This is a genomic window from Pontibacter rufus (assembly GCF_015694705.1).
GTDB lineage: Bacteria > Bacteroidota > Bacteroidia > Cytophagales > Hymenobacteraceae > Pontibacter > Pontibacter rufus.
In genome coordinates, this window is record NZ_JADQDR010000003.1 from 371,048 (window position 1) to 392,372 (window position 21,325).

Sequence of the window (21,325 nt, forward strand, 5' to 3'; positions counted from 1 at the left end):
ACCTTTAGGTTCTATAAGTTGCTTAATATCTGAACGTTCGATTGGTGAAGAAAAGAGTTGTTAAAAAAATGCTATTTTATGCAATTGCCATTCCGCTGGCTGTTGCAGGTGTGGCATTGGCCTTAGCGCACACGTATCAGGATAAAATTATTGCCCTTTTTGTAACGGAGGCAAACAAGCACATCAAAACCAAAGTAGAGGTGGGGCAGATTTCGCTGTCGCTGTTTGAGAAGTTTCCTAATGTGGCGGTATCGCTGGACAAGGTGAACGTGCACGAAGGCCTGCCGGATAGCAAGGCACCGCTGGCAAAGGCAGACAGATTATACTTTACCTTCAGCCTGTTGGATATGCTGCGCGGCAAATATACCGTGAAGCAGCTATACATGGAAAAGGGCGAAGTGTACGTGAAGGTGCTGCCGGACGGGCAGGTAAATTACCTGATTATAGCCGAAGACACTACAGCTACCGAGGACGCCGGTTTTGCATTCGACCTGGAGGAAATACATCTGAAAGACGTTAGGGTGCACTACGATGACCGGCAGCTGAAGCAAAGGTATGAAGTGGAGGCGCATGCACTGCAGGCGGGGCTGGGCATTACGCCCGAAAGTATAGACGTTGAGGCAAGCGGTAATACCACCATCTATACGATAAAAATCGGCGATAGCGAATACTTCAAGGGAAAGAATGTTACTGTCGCTTCTGCCCTGACCATAGATCGGCAGGCACAAACCATACAACTGCAGCCATCAGTGGTGCAGGTAGAAGACGCTGCTTATGAGGTGGGTGGCACCATCGGCTACAGTGGCCCTGCCATACTTGATTTAAGCTTCACCGGAAAAAATACAAGTATACAATCATTGCTGTCGCTGCTGCCACAAACCCTGACGCAGGATATGCGCCAATACCGTAGCGAAGGCGACATTTACTTCAACGGGACCATTAAGGGCGAAACTTCGGCCAAAAAGAACCCGCTGATCTCCGTTAACTTTGGTGCGCGCAATGCCTCCTTTTTCCATCCGGATGCCAAACAGCGCGTGGATAAAATAAACCTGACCGGCACTTTTACCAATGGCAGTGCCCACAGCGCCGCTACCTCGGTGCTGGAACTGAAAAAACTGAGCGGTGTATTGAACGGGCGCAGATTCTCGGGCAACCTGAAGTATGGCAACTTCCAAAACCCCAGCATTGCATTTGATGTACAGGGAATGCTGGATGTGAGCTACGTGCTGGAGCTGGCCAAGCTGAAAGAGATACCAAAGGGCAGCGGCCTGGCAGATGTGCGGATTGCTTTTTCGGGCAACCTGAACGAGTTTAAGGCGCGGCCCGGCAACAGCACTGTGCGCACCACCGGCGATATTACGCTGCACAACGTATCGCTGGCGCTGCAGGAAGTGCCTTTGCCCGTCTCCAGGCTCAATGGCAACCTTATGTTCAAGAGCAACGATGTGGCGGTATCTGATTTCAAAGGCAAGCTGGGCGAGTCGGATTTTGTTATCAACGGCATGTTCAGGAACATGATGGCCTGGCTGCTGCTCGACAGGCAACGTTTGCTGGTAGAGGCCGATTTCAACAGCAACTATCTTAATTTTGACCAGTTGCTGCGCGAAGAACTGAATACGCCGGAAACAGCCCGAAAAGGCAGCGGCTCCGACTATCGCTTTATCATATCGCCTAACATTGCTTTCGATCTGAGCGCCAATATCAAACGCATGCGCTTCAGGCGGTTCCTGGGTAAAGACATACAGGGAGAGGTAAAGCTGCGCAACCAAGTGATAACATCCCCTAACATTTCATTTAACGCCATCGGGGGCCACTTTGCCGTGCGCGGCTCTGTGGATGCCCGCACCCGTAACCAGATTAAAGTCAGCACAGCCGCGCGGCTCAGCAACATGAGCGTGGACAGCCTGTTTTACGTGTTCGAGAATTTTCACCAGGACTTTATAGAAGATCGCCACCTGCGCGGGCAGCTCACCGCCAATATTACATCCGATGTATATCTCGACAGCCAGCTGAACCCCAAGACAGACCTGCTGCAGGCCGAAATAGTGGCTACTGTGCGGAACGGACAGCTTATCAATTTTGCGCCGATGCAGAAAATGTCGGCTTTTGTGAAGCGGAATGAACTGGCAAACATGCGCTTTGCGGAACTGCACAACAGCTTCTGGATTCAGCGGCGCACCATTTATATTCCGGAAATGGATATCCGGTCCAGCCTGGCATCCGTTCCGGTGCTATCTGTTTCCGGCACCCATACTTTCGATCAGGACATGGATTACAAGATAAAGTTGCCGCTGTTCGGCAGCAGCCGTCCCGATAAAGACGCGGTGTATGGCGTGGTAGCCGATGACCCTGATGCGGGCAACAGTATGCTGTTCCTGACCTTAAAAGGAAAAGAAAACAACTTTAAACTGGCCTATGATAACGAGCGGGTGCGCCGGAAAATAAAAACTGACCTGAAACAGGAAGGGCAGGAACTCAAAGATTTGCTGCACGGCAAAAAGCCAAAGCAGAAAGAGAAGAAAGTAGAGTTGCAGGAAGGAGAGTATTTTGACTTTGATTAAGACAAGCATACCTGCTGGAGGGGTGTGAAATGCCTTTCAGAGAGCAGGTATCCTTGTATAAGAGCAGGTATAAAGCAGCAGCGTATATCATCTTTTTCCCGGAAAAGAGAGCAGCTTTGCCGGCATTTCAAAGGCCAATTCACATGCAGGTATGGCTGCTGCTTCCCTGCATATACCTTTCCCAGTTATAATTGAAAAAAGCACATAAGAGCTTAACTTTCAATATTAGTGTGTCTACGGAATAATTTTATACTTATATCTGAAATCTCAGAATTGCCAGAGAACCATACGCGGCCTTGCCCGTTTATGATATCAAGGCTGCAAGCATAAGTAATGTAGCTTTAGAAGAGGTAAAGCCTGATGTATAGCTATTTAGCTGCCCTAAGGTGAAGAATGGAATTTAAATAAATCTGAAAATATAAGGGTGAAAAAAAGCCGGGGCTTCTCCGGCTTTTTTATTGCGCTTACCGGACGTCAGTTCCCGGGAAAGATGTTTGAAGGGGCTGGCCTTTCCTGCCTGCCTCCGGCGAAGCCGGCTGCTGCAGGTATACCGTCTGGCTTGGGAGGGCAAATGCGGCGCCGTTCCGCTCCACAATTTCCACAATCTTATAGTTTATTTCCTCCTTCACATCAATGTACTCGTCCCAGTCCATAGTAGCCACAAAGTATAACACCATAATATCTTTTGAAGATGCGCTCAGAGCTTTAAACCGGATGCGGCCATCCTGGTTGGTGCGCGGGTGCTGATCGATGTATGCCTGCATCTCCCGGATAATAGCGCGCATTTGGGCAGAGGTGGTGTTGTAGGTAAGACTGATAGTGAAGTCTGCCCGCCTGAATGTCCGCAACGACAGGTTGTTGAGGGCTTTGTCTATCATAAACTTGTTGGGCAGGGTCACAAAGCTTTTTTCCAGTGTGCGCATACGCGTACTCCGGAAGCCGATTTTCTCAACGGTACCCGTTATGTCGGCCACCTGCACCAGATCACCTACCACAAAAGGCTGATCCAAGAAGATGGTAAATGAGGCCAGCAGGTTTTCTATACTTTCTTTGGCGGCAAAGGCAATGGCCAGACCTCCCACGCCCAGACCGGCTACCAACCCAGCCACGTTTACGCCGAACACAGTGCCCAGCATCACCATAAACGACAAAAGCACGATCAGAACTTTAGAGAAATCCTTGAAAAAAGGCACCAGTTGGTCGTCGAGTTTGGAGGAGGTGTGTTCGGCGCGGAGGTTGAAGATATGACCTGCAAAATCAATCAGGCGCAGCACCACCCAGGTTAAAGCAATAATCACAAACACCTGGTAAGTGCGGAAGGTGAGTGTTCTCAGGAAATGGTCCTTCTGCCGGGCAGCTTCTGTGGGGTCGAGGGGATAATCCAGCGCTTTGAAAGCAAAGTATAGAAATACCAGAAACAGCAGCACCTCCAGCGGTTGCAGCAACAGCCGCCGGAAAATAGGCAGGTTGCCTTCCTGCGAAAACCGCTTTACCAGCCGGAACATAAGCCCGGACAGCAGCCGGGACAGCATCGTTTTAAAAAGAAAGCCGAACAGCAGGATGCCCGCAAACCAGAGGTAATTGGTTACGGTGTTGTCCAGGAATTCATAGTTCAGGATATCTCTCCAAAGCATATACAAACGGAATTAGAGCAACTGGCCAGGCGCGATTTCAAAAGATGTTTTAGTGAACTCTGTTTTCAGCGCATTTTGTGTATACGCCTTCTCGGGTGCCTGCTTCATGGTGCAGGAAATATCGGAGGAAATAGCCTCGTCTGTCATCTCTACGTCATTCTCTATCAGGTAAGCAAGCACGCGTGCCATGCCGCAACCGGCAACAAAATCAGGTATAACGGAGCGCGCCGATGCGCAGCGGGCTGGTAACAACCCAGCCTTTGGCATCATTCCGTTTAAAAACAATCCCGGGGCGTTTCTCTCACATTGCCTGCGTAATCCTTTCATCCTTTGCGTGCTGATTAAAACCGGGGCAAAGGTACGAAAATACCTCAGAGCGTGCAGGCGAAGTATAAACTAGGGCAGGTAAATAGCGCCACCTGTGTTGTCGTGCGCCGCGCCCGTAACCGAACGAAGGCAGTTATGCTCTCCGCGCCAGCGCAGCACGCCCAGAAAGGCAAAAATAAGGGCCTCTTTAAAGCTTACGACCTCCGGCTCAGGTACCTCCACCTCAAATGCGTCGCCGAGATAGCATTGCATCAGCTCTACCAGATACGTGTTAAAAGCGCCGCCGCCCGTCAGCAGCACGCGGTGCTGTTGCCGGTGCAGCAACGGTAATGCCTGCTGAATCTGCATAGCAATGTGATGGCAAACCGTGTGTAGCTTGTCTTCGATGGTCCCGGCATAACTCTCTATACTTTGGAGGCTATTATCCAGTACCCATTCTTTGCCCAGCGATTTCGGCGGCGCCTGCGCAAAGTATAAGGGCGCATTCAGCGCTGCCAGCAGGCCAGGTAGCAGCTTGCCCGAGCGTGCCACCCGTCCACCTTCGTCATAAGGCTGGCCCATGCTGTTGGCCAGGTGGTTCAGCAGCATATTGCAGGTTGCGATATCAAAAGCAAGGCGCTTGCCGCCCTGGCTATAGGACACGTTGGCAATGCCGCCGAGATTGATGCAGAAGTCATACTGGCCAAACAACAACTCGTCACCGATGGGCACCAGCGGGGCGCCCTGTCCGCCCAGGGCAATATCGAGCGTACGGAAATCGCAGACGACGGGCAGTTGTGCGGCTGCCGCGAGGTAGGCGCCGTTGCCGAGCTGAAACGAAATATGCTGCTCCGGCTGGTGGAAAATAGTATGGCCGTGAGAGGCAATAAAGTCGGGCTGGACTGGCTGCTTTTCTAAGAAATTTTTTACCTGTTGACCCAGGTAAGTACCGTATGTGTGGTCTAATTTTACCAGCTGCCGGGCCGTTGTAGTTTCGGCTCCCCGGAGAGATTCAATCCAATTATCACTATATGCGAATGTAGTAGCATGTAGTATATCATATATCCAATTATTATCTTTATACGTAAATCCACATAGCGCTATGTCTGTGCCATCGAGGGAAGTGCCGGACATGATGCCGAGTACATGATATGTATCCATGCTGCTAAGATAAATATTTGTTCTGAACCCTGTTCAGCCAAATAATGCAGAGGCCGTATATACGTTATTATGAATAGGGTTGTTAATGTATGTAGAAACTGTAAGGTATAATTTATTTAAGTATGAAAAGTTTATTATCAAGAATTGAATCAAAGAAAATAGATAAGGCGGCGGCCATGCTCAAGGTGCTGGCGCACCCTAAAAGGCTGGCTATCGTGGACTTACTCGGCAAAGAGGACAAAATGACGGTAACCGAAATCTATAAATACCTCGATTTGCCGCAGGCCATTGCCTCGCAGCACCTCATCACCCTGAAGGACAAGGGTGTGCTCTCTTCCTTTAAGGTTGGAACCAAGATTTATTATTCGCTGGCTATCCCCAAGCTGATAGATGTGATCGATTGCCTGGAAGAGTGTTGCATTGATATTTAGTGCCGGACCCTGCCGGCAGGCTTTAAAGTAAAGCTCTAACCGAACCCGAAATCTCCGTTTTTGCGCTTCAAAGTGCCGCCGGGGATTTCGGGTTCGGTTTTTTCACTAAGAAAATACAGTCGTTCACCTGATTTTTTCGCATCTCTTTTTAGGGCAATGTGAGCGAAAGAGTGATATAAATAACAGCCTCTAACGACGCTTTACCACTGGGCATCGCCACCCGCAAATTTGCATGCAGGCAACTTAAGAAATAAGCAAAATACAAAGCAGAAGTTCTTTAGATTCCTGTTGCCTGATGTCATAGCCCGGGCGCTTCTGAACAAGCGCTTATACTTAGTTGAGATGAAGCAGGCGTATTAATCCATACTTCAATAAAGGTTAAAGAGCCTGAACGTCTTCCCTGTTGCAAATGGGTATTAGGTTCATACTTATACCTTCGTACATGCTTCTGCCAGGTAAAGGCTGTGGAACTTACGGGAAGGAACAGGGTACTTACGCTGATTGCAAGTATAAATAGAGCAGGCATACTATAGCGATAGCGCTTATACTATGGGTGGTGCTGCAGAAAAGCCAGCGGCCCTGTTCTGAAGACTTTATCAGAACAGGGCCGCCGGCTTATAAAAATAAGTATGTGGAAATTACTCTGTTGTGGCCGGCTGACTTTCCAGATCAAAAAGGTCGTTCAGCAAATCAATCAGTGTTTCGGCTTCTCCGCGCTTGCAGGCAGCCTTTAGTTGCAGCACCGGCAGCTTGATTACCTTTTGCATCATCGACTTGGTAATGCTTTCAACGAGTTTTGCTTCCTGCGGGCCCAACTTTTTAACGTAACGCGCTATTTCTTCCTGGCGGATGGTCTCCAGCGCATTCTTCAGCTTGTGTATGGTAGGCGATACCATCATCTCTTTAGACCAGTCGTTAAACTGCTCGATCGATTCTGCAATAATTTCTTTTACTCTCGGGATGGCGCTGATGCGGCGTTGCAGGGCTTCAGAGGCTTTGCTCTGAATAGAGTCGATGTTGTAAACCAACACGCCCGGTATACTTTCCGCCTCTGCTTCCACGCTGCGCGGCACCGACAGGTCTATAAAAAACTTAAAGGTCAGTACGTTCAGGCGCTGTATCATTTCTTTAGTGAAGAAAGGCGTTTCGCGCGCTACAGAAGAGATAACTACATCCGCTTCTTTCAGGCCCTGTACCATGTCTTCAAACGGAAGCACCTCCATGTCGCATTCCTCGGCCAGTACTTTTGCCTTGGTTAAAGTGCGGTTGGTGATTTTTACGTTCTTATACCCGCTGTCTTTTAAATTGCGGCACACGTCGGCGCCTATCTCGCCCAGGCCCACTACCAGTATACTGGGGTCGGTAATATCTGCGGTTAAGGCCGCTATCAGCTCGATGGCTGCATAAGAAGTAGAGGCAGCCCCGTCGCGAAAAGATGTTTCCTGCACCACGCGCTTGTTGGTAAAGAAAATCGTGTGCATCAGGCGGTGCAGAAACGGGCCGGCAGTTTCGTTGTCGGCCGCCCACTGGTAGGCTTGCTTTACCTGGTTAGAAATCTGCATGTCGCCCACCACCTGCGACTCCAGCCCCATTGCTACTTCAAATAAATGTTGTACGGCATCGTCGTGCTCGTTCAGAATAGTGAAGTAATCCAGGTATTGGGTAATATTTTGGATGCCTTTGGTAATGCCCAGCAGCTTTACAATGTCGGCGCTGTAATCGAGGTCGGCGTTGTAGTATACTTCGGTGCGGTTGCAGGTAGAAAGAACCAGTATATCAGAAGCCTGAATAAAGCTTTTGAGTGTCTGTAGAAACAGCCTGCAGGAATTTTCGTCTAAGGCAATCAACTCCCTGATATCCAGCGGCGCTTTTCTGTACGAGAGGCTGATTGCTTTAAAGTTCTGAAGCATAATAACGTTCGTTATTCTAGAGGTGCAAATTTACTCCTCTAATTTTTAAAATAAAACTTACTTGCCCTTAATGTTTAATTTATACTAATTTAAAATAAATTACGTGTACACTGCATGATTCCTATCTATTCTCAGAAGAACAGAATAAAGCTTGTTGTTGTTATCATTGCCCTCGTCATCGGCGCCGCCACTATTACTTATACCAACGTGCTCGTAGGCAAGTTGTCGGAGCGGGAGCAGGAACTGGTGCAACTCTATGCCAAGGGCCTGCGCTACATGATTAACGCGCCCAGCGACGATAACATCGTTTTTATTGAAGAAGAAATCCTCTCGTCTAACCACACCGTGCCCGTCATCCTGACCGATGAGCACGAGAACATCCTCGATTCTAAGAACATCAATCTGCCCGAAAACATTACGGAGGAAAGAGCAAATGAGCTGCTTCAGCAGGAAATAAAAAAAATGAAGGCGCAGCACGCCCCCATAGAGGTACCCTGGGCCGAAGGTTCGGTGAACTATGTGTTTTATAAAGACTCGGCGCTGCTCGCACAGCTGCGCTTTTACCCTTATGTGCAGCTCATCGTAATTGCCTGCTTTGCCCTGATGGCTTACTTTGCCTTCAGTTACTCGCGCCGCGCCGAACAAAACAGGGTATGGGTGGGCCTGGCCAAAGAAACGGCGCACCAGCTGGGCACGCCGCTTTCCTCCCTGATGGCCTGGTACGAGTACATCAAAGCCAGTCCCAAGTTTGTGGATGAGCCTATCCTGGAGGAGTTTGGCAAAGACATCCGCCGGCTGGAAGTAATTACAGAGCGCTTCTCCAACATTGGCTCGGTGCCGGCACTCCGCGACGAAAACATCCTGCAGGTAACCGAAAATGCCATCAGTTACCTGCAGAACCGTATTTCCAGCAAAGTAATTTTTACTGTTAAGTCAGATTTCTCGCCGGATATTACAGCCAAAGTAAACGTGCCGCTGTTTGACTGGGTGATTGAGAATATCTGTAAAAATGCCGTAGACGCCATGGAGGGCCGCGGAAGTATAACCCTGCAACTGCACCTGCTGGGCAAAGCAAGTATAGCCCTGGACATTACCGACACAGGTAAAGGTCTTTCGAAAAGCAAAATGGATACTGTTTTCTTGCCTGGCTACACGACTAAAAAGCGCGGCTGGGGCCTGGGATTGGCATTGGCCAAGCGCATTATCGACAATTATCACAATGGCCGGTTGTACGTAAAGTGGTCGGAACCCGGCAAAGGCACCACCTTCCGGATTGTGCTGAACAGGTAACGGTGAGTTCTGAGTTCCGAGTTGTGCCGTAGCATGTTTAATGCGCCGCTACCTGACCCTACTCATCCCATAATTCTAAAGTCCTTGTCAATGGTGGAGATAGTAAAGTATAGCGCAAAGTATAAAACCACTTGGGATAATTTCGTGCGCGGCTCCAAAAACGGTACTTTCCTGCTGCGCCGCGATTATATGGAATACCACGCACATCGGTTTACAGACCACTCGCTGCTGTTCTACCGGAAAGGGAAATTGGTGGCGCTGCTGCCGGCAAATGAGGAGGGGAGCAAAATTCACTCTCACGGCGGCCTGACCTATGGCGGCATCATCAGCAGCGAAAGTATGAAGGCCACAACGATGCTAGGGGTATTTGAGGCGATGCAGTTATACTTCCGGCAACTGGGCTTTACAGAAATCAGATATAAAACCATTCCGCACATTTATCACCGGTTACCCGCCGAAGAGGACTTGTATGCGCTTTTCAGGTGTGGCGCCATCCTTTACCGCCGCGATGCAGGATCTGTAATTATGCCAGCCAACCGGCTGCCTTACAACAAGCTGCGGCAACGCAAACTGAAACATTCCGGAACCGGCACGCTCAAGTTGCAACAAAGTATGGCCTTTGCTGATTTTATGCAGATGGAACAGGAACTGCTGCAAACAAAGTATAAAGCCGCACCGGTACATACGGCAGCAGAAATCACGCAGCTGGCTTCGCTGTTCCCCCGGAACATCAGGCTGTATGCGGCCTTTGCAGAAGAGGCAATGCTGGCGGGGATAATTATGTATGAAACAGAAACCGTAGCGCACTGCCAGTACATCGGCACCACACCGGCCGGGCGCGAGGCAGCGGCACTGGATGCTCTGGTGAATTACCTGCTAACGGACGTATACCCGCACAAGCCATACTTCGACTTTGGCATTTCTACGGAGCAGCAGGGGCAGTACCTGAACGAAGGACTTATCAGCAACAAGGAAAGCTACGGAGCCCGCAGCATCGTGCACGATTTTTATAAACTTACATTGTAGCGGACGAGGCAATGTTGGAGTAAGTTGTAGATTTTACCTGGCCCTGTTCACTACAAAAACGCCGGCCAGTATCACCAACATGCCTGCATAATGCCAGAACTGGATACTTTCGCCGTCCAGCACGCCCCACAGCAGCGCTACAATCGGAACAAGGTAGGTGATGGAACTGGCAAAAATGGTGGTAGAAATATGAATCAGTTTGTTGAAAAGGATCAGGGCGATGGCAGTGCCGAACACGGCAAGTATGGCAATGTATAACAGCGCTTCCCAGGCGCCCGGCACGTGTTGCAACTTGTAAAGAAAGCTGGTAGTGAACAGGTAGAGCAGCGCAGGAGGCCCTACCGTCAGCAGCGCCAGGCTCGATACGTAGAGCGGCTTCATGTTCTGCAGCCGGTGCTTGATGATGTTTACGCTGGCGCCATAGCAAACCGTGGCAAGCACAATGTATAAACCATAGTACTTGTTATTGAAATCAGTGCTGCCGTTGCCCGAAAAAATGAGCAGAATGGTGCCTGCAATACCGATAAAAATACCAAGCATGCGCATCCAGGTGATAGATTGCCGGAAAAACATGGCGCCAATCAGCAGCGTGAACAGCGCCGTGAGTGAGTTCAGCACCCCGGCAAGGCCGCTGGCCAGGCGCGTTTCGGCATACGCAAACAGGAAAGCCGGGAAAAAATTACCCAGCAAACCGCTCCCCAGCAAATACTTCCAGCGGTAGGGTTCTACGGTTTTCAGACCCTTAAAAGCGAAAGGCAGCAGCGCGGCGCAGGCAATTACCATACGCAGCGCTCCCAACTCATCCGAAGAGTACACAACCAGCCCCTTTTTCATCAGAATAAAAGAAGTGCCCCAGATGAGCGTCAGGATGATGATCAGGAACCAGGGAAGTATAGCATTTGGCTTCTTTTCCTGTACAGGCGTGGTGGCAGTTTTGATAGCGGTAAAGGTATAAAGTAGATGGTATGGTTTGCGCCAGGGCAAAAGTAAAGCTTCAGGAGCTAAGAAATTAAAAGTAGAAAGCTAAAACATTAGGTAAATCGCCAGCAGTTTCAGACACTCGCAGGAGCTGCGCACGCTGCGAGGTCTTGTGAAGCAGTTTAACTCTCTAACCCTTTAACTTCCCAACTTTCTAACTAATCTACACCGCTTCGTAACTCATGGTCTGGGCTATTTCCTCCAGCGTGTCGTAGATCTCGTTGATGTCTTCGGATTGCACCAGGCGCATGCGCAGGGGCTTGAAGTGCGATAAGCCTCTGAAATAATTGGTGTAGTGGCGGCGCATTTCAAAAATGCCGAGCTTGTCGCCCTTCCACTCCAGCGAGTGCGAAAAGTGCTGACGGCAAACATCCACACGTTCCTCCAGCGACGGCCCGGGCAGCGTTTCGCCTGTGGCTATAAAGTGCTTTATCTCGTTAAAAATCCACGGGTAACCGATGCTGGCACGGCCAATCATGATGCCATCCACGCCATACCTGTTGCGGTACTCCTGGGCCTTCTGCGGCGTGTCGATATCACCGTTGCCGAAAATCGGGATTTTCATGCGCGGGTTGTTTTTAACTTCCGCAATCAGGCGCCAGTCAGCTTCACCTTTGTACATCTGCACGCGCGTGCGGCCATGTATACTCAGCGCCTGTATGCCAATGTCCTGCAGGCGCTCGGCGGTTTCTACTATGTTTTTGGTATTATCGTCCCAGCCCAGGCGCGTTTTCACGGTTACCGGCAGGTGCGTGGCTTTCACAATTTCTGACGTCATCTGCACCATTTTGGGTATGTCGCGCAGCAGGGCAGCGCCGGCTCCTTTGCAGGCTACATTCTTCACCGGGCAGCCATAGTTGATGTCGATCAAATCCGGCCCCGCCTGTGATGAAACTATAGCTGCTTCACGCATCGAATCTATCTCTGAGCCAAAAATCTGAATACCAATCGGACGCTCGTAATCAAATATATCGAGCTTTTGGACGCTCTTGGCGGCATCGCGTATCAGGCCTTCCGACGAAATAAACTCCGTGTACATCAAATCGGCACCGTTGGCTTTACACACCTTCCGGAACGGCGGATCACTCACGTCCTCCATGGGTGCCAGCAGCAACGGAAACTCTCCTAAGTCTATGTTCGCTATCTTTACCAAAGTAAAATCTATTTTTTCGCGTAAATTTACGTCAATTAAACCTAAATCGCCCTATGAAAGGTTTCATCCCGAAGGACATGCACCCGTTTGTGGTGCTTTTGCTGCTGATTGCCTTTATGATAGGAGGTGCCTTCATTGCCTCTTTCTTCTATAGTGTATTGGGCGAGTACCTCTATGGGATAAGTATATTTGAGCTGGCCGAGGCGCTGGCCAACCCCACCGATGCGCCTGATGCTGCGGCCGCTCTGATGTTTTACCAGGGCATCACCTCCTTCTTTATGTTTATTGTCGCGCCGTTGTTTCTGCTGCGCACGATGAATTTTGATCTTGGCCCGTACCTGAGCTGGAAAGAGCGCCCGGCGCTTGCCCTGGTGCTGCTCAGTGGCCTGGTGGTTGTGCTGATTATGCCCCTGAACTCGCTTATCATCAACTGGAACGCCGGCATTCATTTTCCGGAATTTATGCAGGGCTTTGAAGATTGGGCGCGTGCAGAAGAGGACCAGGCCGGGCAGATGACCAAACTGCTTGCTAATTTCGGTACGCTGCCGCAGTTGCTGGTGGGCCTGCTGGTAATTGCGGTTATTCCGGCCATTGGCGAAGAACTGGTTTTCAGGGGGGTGTTGCAACGGCAATTGCACCGCTGGGCAGGCAACATGCATGTGGCTGTTTGGCTGGCAGCGCTGATATTTGCGGCCATACATGTACAGTTTTTCGGCTTTGTACCGCGCGTTGTATTGGGCGCCCTGTTCGGCTATTTATACTTCTGGTCGGGCCGCATTGTGGTGCCCATGGTGGCTCACTTTGTGAACAACGGTTTTACGGTGTTTTTGCTATACCTGCAGCAGACCGGGCAAATGACGAATTTTGATGTGGAGAGCACCGAGCCGATGCCGTGGTATTCCATTGTGCTGTCGTTGGTCCTGAGCGCGGCAGTGTTATACTTCCTGTACCAGCGTTTCCTGGCAGTGCCGGTGCGCCCCGAAGGAATGGCCGCGGTAGAAGTGCCACAGGAAAAAGAAGATGAGGTATAAGCAAGTATAAACCGAAAGATTTCTCTCCAAGGATGTATGTAACTCAACTATAAGTATCAACCTTATTCTCTTAAATACCGTCCGGAAACACAACCCTTTACATGAGCAAACACATCTCCACCTTCAGCAACTTACAGCAGCGAACCATTATCGGCGTATTGGGTGCCGCCGTTTTTATAGGGGGGATTTGGTTTAACGAGTGGACGTATTTTCTGCTGTTCCTGGGGCTCACCCTGCTGGGCATTGCCGAATTTTACAGGCTGGTGCGGGTGCAGGGCATCAGGCCAAACCGTGGGCTGGGACTGGGGCTGGGAGCTCTTTTCTTTGTGTCTGTTTTCCTGATTGAAAAAGACCTGATGCCGGGCGAACTGCTTTACCTGTCGCTGCCGGTGCTTTTCCTGGCTTTTATTCTGGAACTCTACCGCAAACAACCGCAGCCTTTTACCAACATTGCTTTCACCTGGATGGGGGTGGTTTATGTGGCGGGTCCGTTCGGGTTGCTGCACCTGCTGGGCTTTCTAAAAGGCACCTACGACTGGCAACCTATACTTGGCGTTATGCTGCTTATCTGGGCATCGGATATTGGTGGGTATATTTTCGGCAAAAGCTTTGGTAAACACAAACTGTTTGAGCGCATCTCGCCGGGCAAAACCTGGGAAGGATGGGCGGGCGGCACCTTGCTGGCTATGGCGGTGGGCTATGTGCTGTCGCTGTTTTTTACGGATCTGGCTTTATACCAGTGGATAGGCATCGCGCTGTTGGTGGCTGTCTTCGGCGTGCTGGGCGACTTAACTGAATCGCTGCTGAAACGCAGCCTGGGCGTGAAGGACTCGGGTACGCTGCTGCCCGGCCACGGCGGCATTCTCGACCGCTTCGACAGCCTGCTGATGGCTATTCCTTTCATTGTCGCTTTCCTGAAAATATTCTAAAAACTTTTGTCTGCCGCTTTTAGGAGGTTGCAAGTATAATGCCCAACTTTGCCGCCTGATTAATTACTCACTTCTAATTATTATATAGCAAGAGATGTTATACAAAGAGCCTGCGCCGATAAAGGACAGGGAAAATCCTTTCGAATCGATGATGTCGCGCTTCAATATTGCCGCCGAAGTGCTGGGGCTGGACGAGGAAACGTACAATGTGCTCAAGTCCCCTACCCGTCAGGTAATTGTGAATGTGCCCGTTACAATGGATGATGGCAAAGTGCGTGTGTTTGAAGGCTATCGCGTGATTCACTCTACCATTCTGGGCCCTTCAAAAGGCGGTATCCGCTATGCGCCGGATGTGTTTCTGGATGAGGTAAAGGCGCTGGCTGCCTGGATGACCTGGAAATGTGCTGTAGTGGATATCCCCTACGGCGGCGCCAAAGGCGGAATTATCTGTGACCCGTATTCAATGTCTTCGGGCGAAATTGAGCGTTTAACCAGGGCTTATACTTCTTCTTTGGTGGATATCTTCGGCCCGGACCAGGATATACCGGCCCCGGACATGGGCACCGGCCCGCGCGAAATGGCCTGGCTGATGGACGAATATTCTAAAACCAAGGGCTCTACGGTACATGCCGTAGTAACAGGCAAGCCGCTGGTGCTGGGCGGCTCGCTGGGCCGCGTAGAAGCAACTGGCCGGGGTGTGATGGTATCGGCGCTGGCTGCTATGGACAAACTGGGCATGGACCCGTCTAAATCGACAGCAGTAGTGCAGGGATTTGGCAATGTGGGCGCTTGGGCAGCCAAACTGATGGCCGAGCGTGGCGTAAAGATCCTGGGCGTGAGCGATGTTAGCGGCGCTTACTGGAACGACAACGGCATCGACATTGAAGAGGCTATCCGGTATAAAAACAATAACAACGGCCGCCTGCAGGGGTTTCAGGGTGCGGAGATGATGGACAGCGACGACCTGCTGACAGCCAATGTAGATGTGTTGGTGCCGGCCGCTGTGGAAGATGTTATCACCATCCACAACGTAGATAAAATACAGGCAAGGCTGATCGTGGAAGGCGCTAACGGCCCGACTTCTTATAAAGCCGACAACATCATCAACGAAAAAGGCATTATGGTGGTGCCGGATATTCTGGCAAATTCGGGTGGCGTTACCGTGTCATACTTTGAGTGGGTGCAGAACCGCATGGGCTTTAAATGGACCCTGCAGCGCGTAAACGACCGTGCGGAACGCTACATGAAAGAAGCTTTTGAGCGGGTGTATGCCGCTTCGCAGAAGTATGAAGTACCCATGCGCATTGCCGCCTACATCGTGGCTATCGACAAAGTAGCGATGACTTATAAGTACCGTGGAGGCTTCTAATCAACATTTTTTATAAGAGTAAGCAAAAGTTTCTATACTTTTGGAGCAGGATAATAGCCCATCTGTGTAACCGGATGGGCTATTATAAGTTACATTAGTACCTGCGGCCAATCAAAAAGACTGATGAAGATTCATAAAGAAGGAAGAAAGATTCTATTTTTTACGTTGCTGATTTTGATAGTGCTCAATCTGTTGCTCTACAATTTCAACGCGGTAAATAATACCTTTAATAAAATTTTCTCAGCTGTTTCTGCGATACTTTTCCTGCTGATTCTGCAGTTTTTCAGGAGTCCTTACCGGAATTTACTTTTGCACGAAGACCTGCTGGTAGCTCCGGCCGACGGCAAAGTGGTGGTGATTGAGGAAGTAGAGGAAACAGAATACTTTAAAGACAAGCGCAAGCAAATCTCCATTTTCATGTCGCCGATAAACGTGCACGTGACGCGCAACCCCATTTCAGGCATTGTTACTTATTTCAAGTACCATCCGGGAAACTACTTTGTAGCCTGGCACCCCAAATCGAGCACGCAGAACGAGCGCACCTCCGTCGTGGTAGAGTCTACAGCCGGGCCCGAAGTGCTTTTCCGGCAGATTGCCGGGGCCATGGCACGGCGCATTGTGTGGTACGTAAGCGAGGGTGACGAGGTGAGCCAGGGCGAGGAGTTCGGCTTTATCAAGTTTGGCTCCCGAGTAGACGTATTTGTGCCGCTTGACACCGACATTAAGGTGCAACTAGGCCAGAAAACAAAAGGCGGTCAAACCGTAATTGCCCAGCTCAAGACAGCCCCACCTACGTTGTTCGGGTAAAACAATAAGACATTAGACGCTGGATTTTAGACGTTAGACTTTTTGTGTGAAAATATTGCTACTTCAAAGCTGAAGACTTAAAGCACACAAAAGGCCGCTGCAGTTTATACTTGCAGCGGCCTTTTGTTTACCTACCGCAAGTTTTCAACTTGTGGTTTAAATGAAGTCAGCTTTTAACTGGCGAAAGTATAACTGCTAAAGAGTAGTTTATGCAAGCTGAAAGCTTGCCTCAAGTATAGCCACAAGTTGAAAACTTGCGGCAGCGGGAATTAGCAGAAAGCTGGCAGATGATGACTTCAATACAGGATAAAGTCTAGTGTCTAAAATCCAACATCTACTATCTTACCCTAGTACCAGCTTGCTACCAACTGCATCAGTTGCTCCAGGTATAGCTGGTCTGTTTCGTCGAAATCGTTAAGCTGATCGCTGTCCACATCCAGTACCAGTTTTACTTCTCGGTTTTTGATAACAGGCACCACGATTTCAGATTTGGATTCGCTGGCGCAGGCGATGTGCCCCGGAAAGGCGTCTACATCGGGTACCAGTATGGTTTCCTGTCGGGTATAGCAGGCGCCGCACACGCCTTTGTGGTACGGAATGCGCGTGCAGGCCACCGGCCCCTGAAAAGGCCCCAGCACCAATTGCCCCTCCTTGCTGAAGTATACGCCCACCCAGAAGAAGCCCATCCCTTGTTTCAGGGCAGCTACCAGGTTCGAGAGGTTAGCAATCAGATCGGTTTCACCGGTAACCAGCGCTTCGATTTGCGGAAGCAGGGCTTTATACTTCTCCCCTTTGCTGAGGTTTACATCTATAATAAGCGATTCGGCCATGAGTTTAATTTTGAATAACTGAGTTTGGATAAAGTGCTAATTGTTTAATGTGCTGATGTGTTAGATAAATCAACAGAATAAAAGCAATCTTCTTTTGCACTCCCCTCCTTTTTCAAGGAGGGGTGCCGCAGGCGGGGTGGTTTATCTCTTTATCGAGGGGCCCTACCCCGGGCCTCGCCAGCGAGGCGAAAAGCCTGCTCAAGGCTTTAAACTTAAAGTATAGCAATGAACGTTTACTTCTGCTGCTTTACTTAATTTATGCTTCGCTCGCCAGAGCAACAGACAATTTACGATAATGTTGCAGCCAGTCGGTGTTCAAATCGTGTATGCCCAGAAGCTGCCCGCCTGCTATCGTGGGCGCTTTAATGCCGCTGCCAAGCATCTTATACTTGCTCTTAAGTAGTATGGCTTCGTCCCAAAGGCCAGCCTGCAGCAGGCTTTCCAGCAAAAAAGTACCGCCTTCAACCAGTACCGACAGCACCTGCCGCCGGTGCAGATCCTGCATCAATTGCGGCAGCAGCGGCTCGTTTTCGTGTAGCTGCACAAAGTATAAGTTCTCCCGATCGACTGGCTTTTTGTAAGTATACACCACCGTTGGCTGGCTTTGGTCGAACAGGTGCAGATGTGGAGGGAGTTGCAACTGCCTGTCGATAACGAGGCGCAACGGGTTTCTGCCGCTCCACAGGCGTGTGTTCAGGCGCGGGTTATCAGCCAGGGCCGTGCGGGTACCCACCAGAATGGCCTGCTCTTCGGCGCGATACTTGTGTACGAGCCGCTGCGCCAGGCTTCCGCTAATCTGTACCGGCTTATAGTTGTCAGCAGCCACAAAGCCATCCGCCGTTTCGGCCCACTTCAAAAGTATAAAGGGCCGCTTTAAAGTATGGAAAGTAAAGAAGCGCTTGTTCAGTTCCAGGCCTTCCTGCTCCAGCACGCCCACTTTTACCTGCGCGCCTGCCTCCTGCAGCTTTTTGATGCCGCGCCCTGCCACCAGCGGGTTTGGATCGGTGTTGCAGATAACCACATCGCGCACGCCGCTGCTGATGAGTAAATCGGCACAGGGCGGTGTTTTGCCAAAGTGCGAACAAGGCTCCAGCGTAACGTATACCCGGCTTTGGGGCAGCAAGCTTTTATTTTCTACAGAAGCAATGGCATTTACCTCGGCATGGGGGCCGCCATACTGCCAGTGCCAACCTTCGCCAATGATTCGGCCATCGTGTACCACCACGCAGCCCACCATCGGGTTAGGACTGGTATAGCCACTGCCCAGCCTTGCCAGTTCCAGCGCACGCCGCATGTATAGTTCGTCAGCCATGTTCGGGAGTTAAAGATTTAGAAAGTTAGAGAGTTAGAAAGTTCTAAGATAGAATCAAGTCATTAATCTCTTTTCCCAGGAAGAATAGTATGGGCTGTTTTTTTGTCATCCTGTAAGGATCTTGTGAGTGATTGTTAGGCAACCCACAAGATCCTTACAGGATGACAAAATGTATAAATTGCCGCTTTATCTTTGCCTGACTGCAGATAAACAACTCGTAACGCAGCATTCGGAACTCGTAACGCAAAAAGCTACTTTTGCAAAGATATCTAAAATCCAACCGAAAGTATAGCTATGGCCACCGTGCAGGAAATGCAGCAGTACATCCGCCAGAGTATAAGTGAGGCATACCCGGCGCCGGAAGACGGCGCGGTGGCGCAACTGGTGCTGGAGCATGTGCTGCAAAAATCACGTATGCAACTGCGCTTGGGTTGGCAGGAGCCGGTAACAGCGGAGCAGGAAATACAGGTGCGACAGGCAGTAAAACGGCTGCAGCAGCAGGAGCCTGTGCAATATGTACTAGGGGAGGCGCATTTTTACGGGCTGGATTTGCTCGTAGATGCGCGTGTGCTTATACCAAGGCCGGAGACGGAGGAACTGGTGGACCTGGCGCTGAAAGAACACAAAGGGCAATCAGGATTGCGGGTGCTGGACATTTGTACCGGAAGCGGCTGTATTCCGCTGGCACTGGCGGCCAATCTGGAAGATGCTGACGTGTACGGGCTAGAGATATCGGAAGGAGCGCTGGAGGTGGCAAGGGCTAACGCGGCCAAGTATAAACTCTCGGTAACATGGCTGCAGCAGAATATTTTTGAGCCGGTGCAACGTATAAAACCAGGTTCGCTGGACATCATTACCAGCAATCCGCCGTATGTGCTGGAAGAAGAAAAGCAACTGATGCGCCCTAACGTGTTGGCTTATGAGCCACACCTGGCGCTTTTTGTGCCCGATACGGATGGGCTTAAATATTACAAAAGAATAACCGAAGCAGGCCTGCAGCTTTTAAAGGAAGGTGGTAAATTATACTTCGAAATAAACGAGCGCTACGGCGGGCAGGTACAGGCACTGCTGCTGCAAGCCGGGTTTGCGGAGGCGACAGTGGTACAGGATCTGTCCGGGAAAGACCGCATTGTACGCGCCACCAGGTAGTAAGCAGCAAAAGCAATTGAATAAAAGCAAGTTGCACGTCTGATACAAACATTTAACTTTGTGGTGCAGCTAGATAAAGCAGCTTTCCGGACACGGAGGTATAAGCTACAGGAATATGCTTTAAAGAGGAAGATAAGTCAGTATCAAGTATATTATACTTGATGCGTGTCTAAAAAATCAAATAAATTAAGAAGGAATTAACTTACAGAACATTGGCAAACGAAAAAATATTGGTTACCGGCGGTGCGGGCTATATCGGCTCCCACACGGTTGTGGAATTAGTGCAGGCAGGATACGAACCTGTAATTGTAGATAACTTCTCGAATTCCGAGGAAAGCGCCCTGCAGGGCATTGCCGCTATACTTGGCCGCGAGGTGCCGTGCCACCGCGTAGACTGCACGGATGCTGCTGCGCTGCGGAAGGTGTTTGAGCAGGAGCAGAACATTGCCGGTGTGATTCATTTTGCAGCCTACAAAGCAGTGGGTGAATCGGTGTCGGAACCATTAAAATACTATCACAACAACGTAGGCTCGCTGGTAACATTGCTGCAGGTGATGCAGGAATTCAAGGTTTTTAACTTAGTGTTTTCCTCCTCCTGCACGGTATACGGCATACCTGAAAAGTTACCCGTAACCGAGCAGACGCCGGTGCAGAAGGCCAACTCGCCTTACGGCAATACCAAGAAAATATGTGAGGAGATTCTCACGGATCTGGCCAACAGCGGCAGCAGCATGAAGAGCATTGCGCTGCGTTACTTTAATCCTATCGGCGCGCACCCATCTGCTAAAATCGGGGAGCTGCCATTGGGCATACCAAGCAACCTGGTACCTTTCATTACGCAAACGGCTGCGGGCATCCGTAAGGAACTGACCATTTTCGGCAACGATTACGACACGCCGGATGGTACCAACGTGCGCGATTATGTGCATGTGGTGGATTTGGCCAAAGCGCACGTGGTAGCTGTGGAAAGGCTGCTGCAAAACAAGGTGCCGGATTTAGAGTTCTTTAACGTGGGCACCGGCAGGGGCAACACGGTGCTGGAGGCAGTACATGCTTTTGAGCGCGCCACCGGCCAGAAACTGAACTATAAAATCGGGGAGCGCCGCGCCGGCGATGTGCCTAAAATTTATGCGGATGTAACCAAAGCTACGCAGGAACTGGGTTTTAAAACCACCAGCACCCTCGAAGAAGCCATGAAAAGCGCCTGGGACTGGCAAATGTCTCTGGAAAAGCGCTAACGGAAGCAGTTTATTTGAATCAGCAGTTAAAATTTGGATTGTACCAACTTGAGGTTATTACAGTAAAGTCTTCCGTTTTGCTGGTGCGAGCTTGTAGCTCGTACTTTTTCCTGTAGATGTAAAGGTACGAGCTGCAAGCTCGCACCAGCAGAGAAGCAATCAACAAAGGAGAACTTTATACTTTAATGATTCAAAATCATAAATAAGGCG

At 50.1% G+C, this 21,325-nt stretch carries 18 protein-coding genes; 10 read left to right on the forward strand and 8 right to left on the reverse strand.

Annotated features, from left to right (window positions below; genetic code table 11):
* Positions 1-68: 68 nt before the first annotated feature.
* Complete coding sequence (locus tag I2I11_RS07800) at positions 69-2,561, forward strand: AsmA-like C-terminal region-containing protein (RefSeq protein WP_196267115.1); 2,493 nt, start codon at positions 69-71, stop codon at positions 2,559-2,561.
* A 464-nt stretch (positions 2,562-3,025) separates the two neighbouring features.
* On the opposite strand, the gene I2I11_RS07805 is transcribed toward I2I11_RS07800, so the two are convergent.
* The 3 genes from I2I11_RS07805 to I2I11_RS07815 form a co-directional block, all read right to left on the reverse strand.
* Positions 3,026-4,195, reverse strand: coding sequence for a mechanosensitive ion channel family protein (locus I2I11_RS07805; protein WP_196267116.1), 1,170 nt, complete (start codon positions 4,193-4,195; stop codon positions 3,026-3,028).
* Positions 4,196-4,207: 12 nt separating this feature from the next.
* The gene (locus I2I11_RS07810; protein WP_196267117.1) at positions 4,208-4,465 is read right to left on the reverse strand and encodes an NAD-glutamate dehydrogenase; all 258 of its coding nucleotides are present in this window, start codon (positions 4,463-4,465) and stop codon (positions 4,208-4,210) included.
* A 126-nt stretch (positions 4,466-4,591) separates the two neighbouring features.
* Positions 4,592-5,662, reverse strand: a complete 1,071-nt coding sequence (locus I2I11_RS07815; RefSeq protein WP_196267118.1) for an anhydro-N-acetylmuramic acid kinase — start codon at positions 5,660-5,662, stop codon at positions 4,592-4,594.
* A 122-nt stretch (positions 5,663-5,784) separates the two neighbouring features.
* Here I2I11_RS07815 and I2I11_RS07820 point away from each other — a divergent pair, with 122 nt between their 5' ends.
* The gene (locus I2I11_RS07820) at positions 5,785-6,093 is read left to right on the forward strand and encodes an ArsR/SmtB family transcription factor (RefSeq protein ID WP_076421268.1); all 309 of its coding nucleotides are present in this window, start codon (positions 5,785-5,787) and stop codon (positions 6,091-6,093) included.
* 638 nt (positions 6,094-6,731) lie between these two features.
* Here the strand turns inward: I2I11_RS07820 and hemA are convergent.
* A complete protein-coding gene (hemA, locus tag I2I11_RS07825) occupies positions 6,732-8,003 on the reverse strand; it encodes a glutamyl-tRNA reductase (RefSeq protein WP_196267119.1) in 1,272 nt (423 codons plus the stop codon).
* 114 nt (positions 8,004-8,117) lie between these two features.
* Between hemA and I2I11_RS07830 the strand changes: the two genes are divergently transcribed.
* Entirely contained in the window at positions 8,118-9,293 is a 1,176-nt protein-coding gene (locus I2I11_RS07830) for a sensor histidine kinase (protein ID WP_196267120.1), read from the forward strand.
* Positions 9,294-9,383: 90 nt separating this feature from the next.
* On the forward strand, positions 9,384-10,319 hold the full coding sequence (locus tag I2I11_RS07835) for a GNAT family N-acetyltransferase (protein WP_196267121.1): 936 nt from the start codon (positions 9,384-9,386) through the stop codon (positions 10,317-10,319).
* Positions 10,320-10,352: 33 nt separating this feature from the next.
* On the opposite strand, the gene I2I11_RS07840 is transcribed toward I2I11_RS07835, so the two are convergent.
* Both I2I11_RS07840 and dusB read right to left on the reverse strand, forming a co-directional pair.
* Positions 10,353-11,303, reverse strand: coding sequence for a DMT family transporter (locus I2I11_RS07840; RefSeq protein ID WP_230679965.1), 951 nt, complete (start codon positions 11,301-11,303; stop codon positions 10,353-10,355).
* Between the two features lie 157 nt (positions 11,304-11,460).
* Positions 11,461-12,450, reverse strand: coding sequence for a tRNA dihydrouridine synthase DusB (gene dusB / locus I2I11_RS07845; protein WP_196267122.1), 990 nt, complete (start codon positions 12,448-12,450; stop codon positions 11,461-11,463).
* Positions 12,451-12,503: 53 nt separating this feature from the next.
* On the opposite strand from dusB, the gene I2I11_RS07850 reads away from it, so the two are divergent.
* The 4 genes from I2I11_RS07850 to I2I11_RS07865 all read left to right on the forward strand — a co-directional run bounded on the left by I2I11_RS07850 (position 12,504) and on the right by I2I11_RS07865 (position 16,586).
* Entirely contained in the window at positions 12,504-13,481 is a 978-nt protein-coding gene (locus tag I2I11_RS07850) for a CPBP family intramembrane glutamic endopeptidase (protein WP_196267123.1), read from the forward strand.
* Between the two features lie 101 nt (positions 13,482-13,582).
* On the forward strand, positions 13,583-14,410 hold the full coding sequence (locus I2I11_RS07855; protein ID WP_196267124.1) for a phosphatidate cytidylyltransferase: 828 nt from the start codon (positions 13,583-13,585) through the stop codon (positions 14,408-14,410).
* A gap of 94 nt (positions 14,411-14,504) precedes the next feature.
* Complete coding sequence (locus tag I2I11_RS07860) at positions 14,505-15,779, forward strand: Glu/Leu/Phe/Val family dehydrogenase (RefSeq protein WP_196267125.1); 1,275 nt, start codon at positions 14,505-14,507, stop codon at positions 15,777-15,779.
* 123 nt (positions 15,780-15,902) lie between these two features.
* Complete coding sequence (locus I2I11_RS07865; RefSeq protein WP_196267126.1) at positions 15,903-16,586, forward strand: phosphatidylserine decarboxylase family protein; 684 nt, start codon at positions 15,903-15,905, stop codon at positions 16,584-16,586.
* A 347-nt stretch (positions 16,587-16,933) separates the two neighbouring features.
* Here I2I11_RS07865 and I2I11_RS07870 read toward each other — a convergent pair whose 3' ends face one another.
* Positions 16,934-17,416: a GAF domain-containing protein gene (locus I2I11_RS07870; RefSeq protein WP_196267127.1), complete on the reverse strand. Its 483-nt coding sequence runs from the start codon at positions 17,414-17,416 to the stop codon at positions 16,934-16,936.
* Between the two features lie 256 nt (positions 17,417-17,672).
* Positions 17,673-18,728: a bifunctional diaminohydroxyphosphoribosylaminopyrimidine deaminase/5-amino-6-(5-phosphoribosylamino)uracil reductase RibD gene (ribD, locus tag I2I11_RS07875; RefSeq protein WP_196267128.1), complete on the reverse strand. Its 1,056-nt coding sequence runs from the start codon at positions 18,726-18,728 to the stop codon at positions 17,673-17,675.
* Positions 18,729-19,022: 294 nt separating this feature from the next.
* Between ribD and prmC the strand changes: the two genes are divergently transcribed.
* Together prmC and galE are read left to right on the forward strand one after the other, a co-directional pair.
* A complete protein-coding gene (gene prmC, locus I2I11_RS07880; RefSeq protein WP_196267129.1) occupies positions 19,023-19,877 on the forward strand; it encodes a peptide chain release factor N(5)-glutamine methyltransferase in 855 nt (284 codons plus the stop codon).
* A gap of 212 nt (positions 19,878-20,089) precedes the next feature.
* Positions 20,090-21,115 (forward strand): UDP-glucose 4-epimerase GalE, encoded by a 1,026-nt coding sequence (gene galE / locus I2I11_RS07885; protein ID WP_196267130.1) that lies wholly within the window; start codon positions 20,090-20,092, stop codon positions 21,113-21,115.
* The last annotated feature ends 210 nt before the right edge of the window (positions 21,116-21,325 follow it).

What these genes read in the sequence shown, in the direction of transcription:
- prmC (WP_196267129.1), top strand. Translation starts at nt 19,023, where the DNA reads ATGGCCACCGTGCAGGAAATGCAGCAGTACATCCGCCAGAGTATAAGT.
- ribD (WP_196267128.1), bottom strand. Translation starts at nt 18,728, where the DNA reads ATGGCTGACGAACTATACATGCGGCGTGCGCTGGAACTGGCAAGGCTG.
- I2I11_RS07865 (WP_196267126.1), top strand. Translation starts at nt 15,903, where the DNA reads ATGAAGATTCATAAAGAAGGAAGAAAGATTCTATTTTTTACGTTGCTG.
- I2I11_RS07855 (WP_196267124.1), top strand. Translation starts at nt 13,583, where the DNA reads ATGAGCAAACACATCTCCACCTTCAGCAACTTACAGCAGCGAACCATT.
- I2I11_RS07860 (WP_196267125.1), top strand. Translation starts at nt 14,505, where the DNA reads ATGTTATACAAAGAGCCTGCGCCGATAAAGGACAGGGAAAATCCTTTC.
- I2I11_RS07805 (WP_196267116.1), bottom strand. Translation starts at nt 4,195, where the DNA reads ATGCTTTGGAGAGATATCCTGAACTATGAATTCCTGGACAACACCGTA.
- I2I11_RS07810 (WP_196267117.1), bottom strand. Translation starts at nt 4,465, where the DNA reads ATGATGCCAAAGGCTGGGTTGTTACCAGCCCGCTGCGCATCGGCGCGC.
- hemA (WP_196267119.1), bottom strand. Translation starts at nt 8,003, where the DNA reads ATGCTTCAGAACTTTAAAGCAATCAGCCTCTCGTACAGAAAAGCGCCG.
- I2I11_RS07800 (WP_196267115.1), top strand. Translation starts at nt 69, where the DNA reads ATGCTATTTTATGCAATTGCCATTCCGCTGGCTGTTGCAGGTGTGGCA.
- I2I11_RS07870 (WP_196267127.1), bottom strand. Translation starts at nt 17,416, where the DNA reads ATGGCCGAATCGCTTATTATAGATGTAAACCTCAGCAAAGGGGAGAAG.
- I2I11_RS07815 (WP_196267118.1), bottom strand. Translation starts at nt 5,662, where the DNA reads ATGGATACATATCATGTACTCGGCATCATGTCCGGCACTTCCCTCGAT.
- I2I11_RS07850 (WP_196267123.1), top strand. Translation starts at nt 12,504, where the DNA reads ATGAAAGGTTTCATCCCGAAGGACATGCACCCGTTTGTGGTGCTTTTG.
- I2I11_RS07830 (WP_196267120.1), top strand. Translation starts at nt 8,118, where the DNA reads ATGATTCCTATCTATTCTCAGAAGAACAGAATAAAGCTTGTTGTTGTT.
- I2I11_RS07835 (WP_196267121.1), top strand. Translation starts at nt 9,384, where the DNA reads ATGGTGGAGATAGTAAAGTATAGCGCAAAGTATAAAACCACTTGGGAT.
- I2I11_RS07820 (WP_076421268.1), top strand. Translation starts at nt 5,785, where the DNA reads ATGAAAAGTTTATTATCAAGAATTGAATCAAAGAAAATAGATAAGGCG.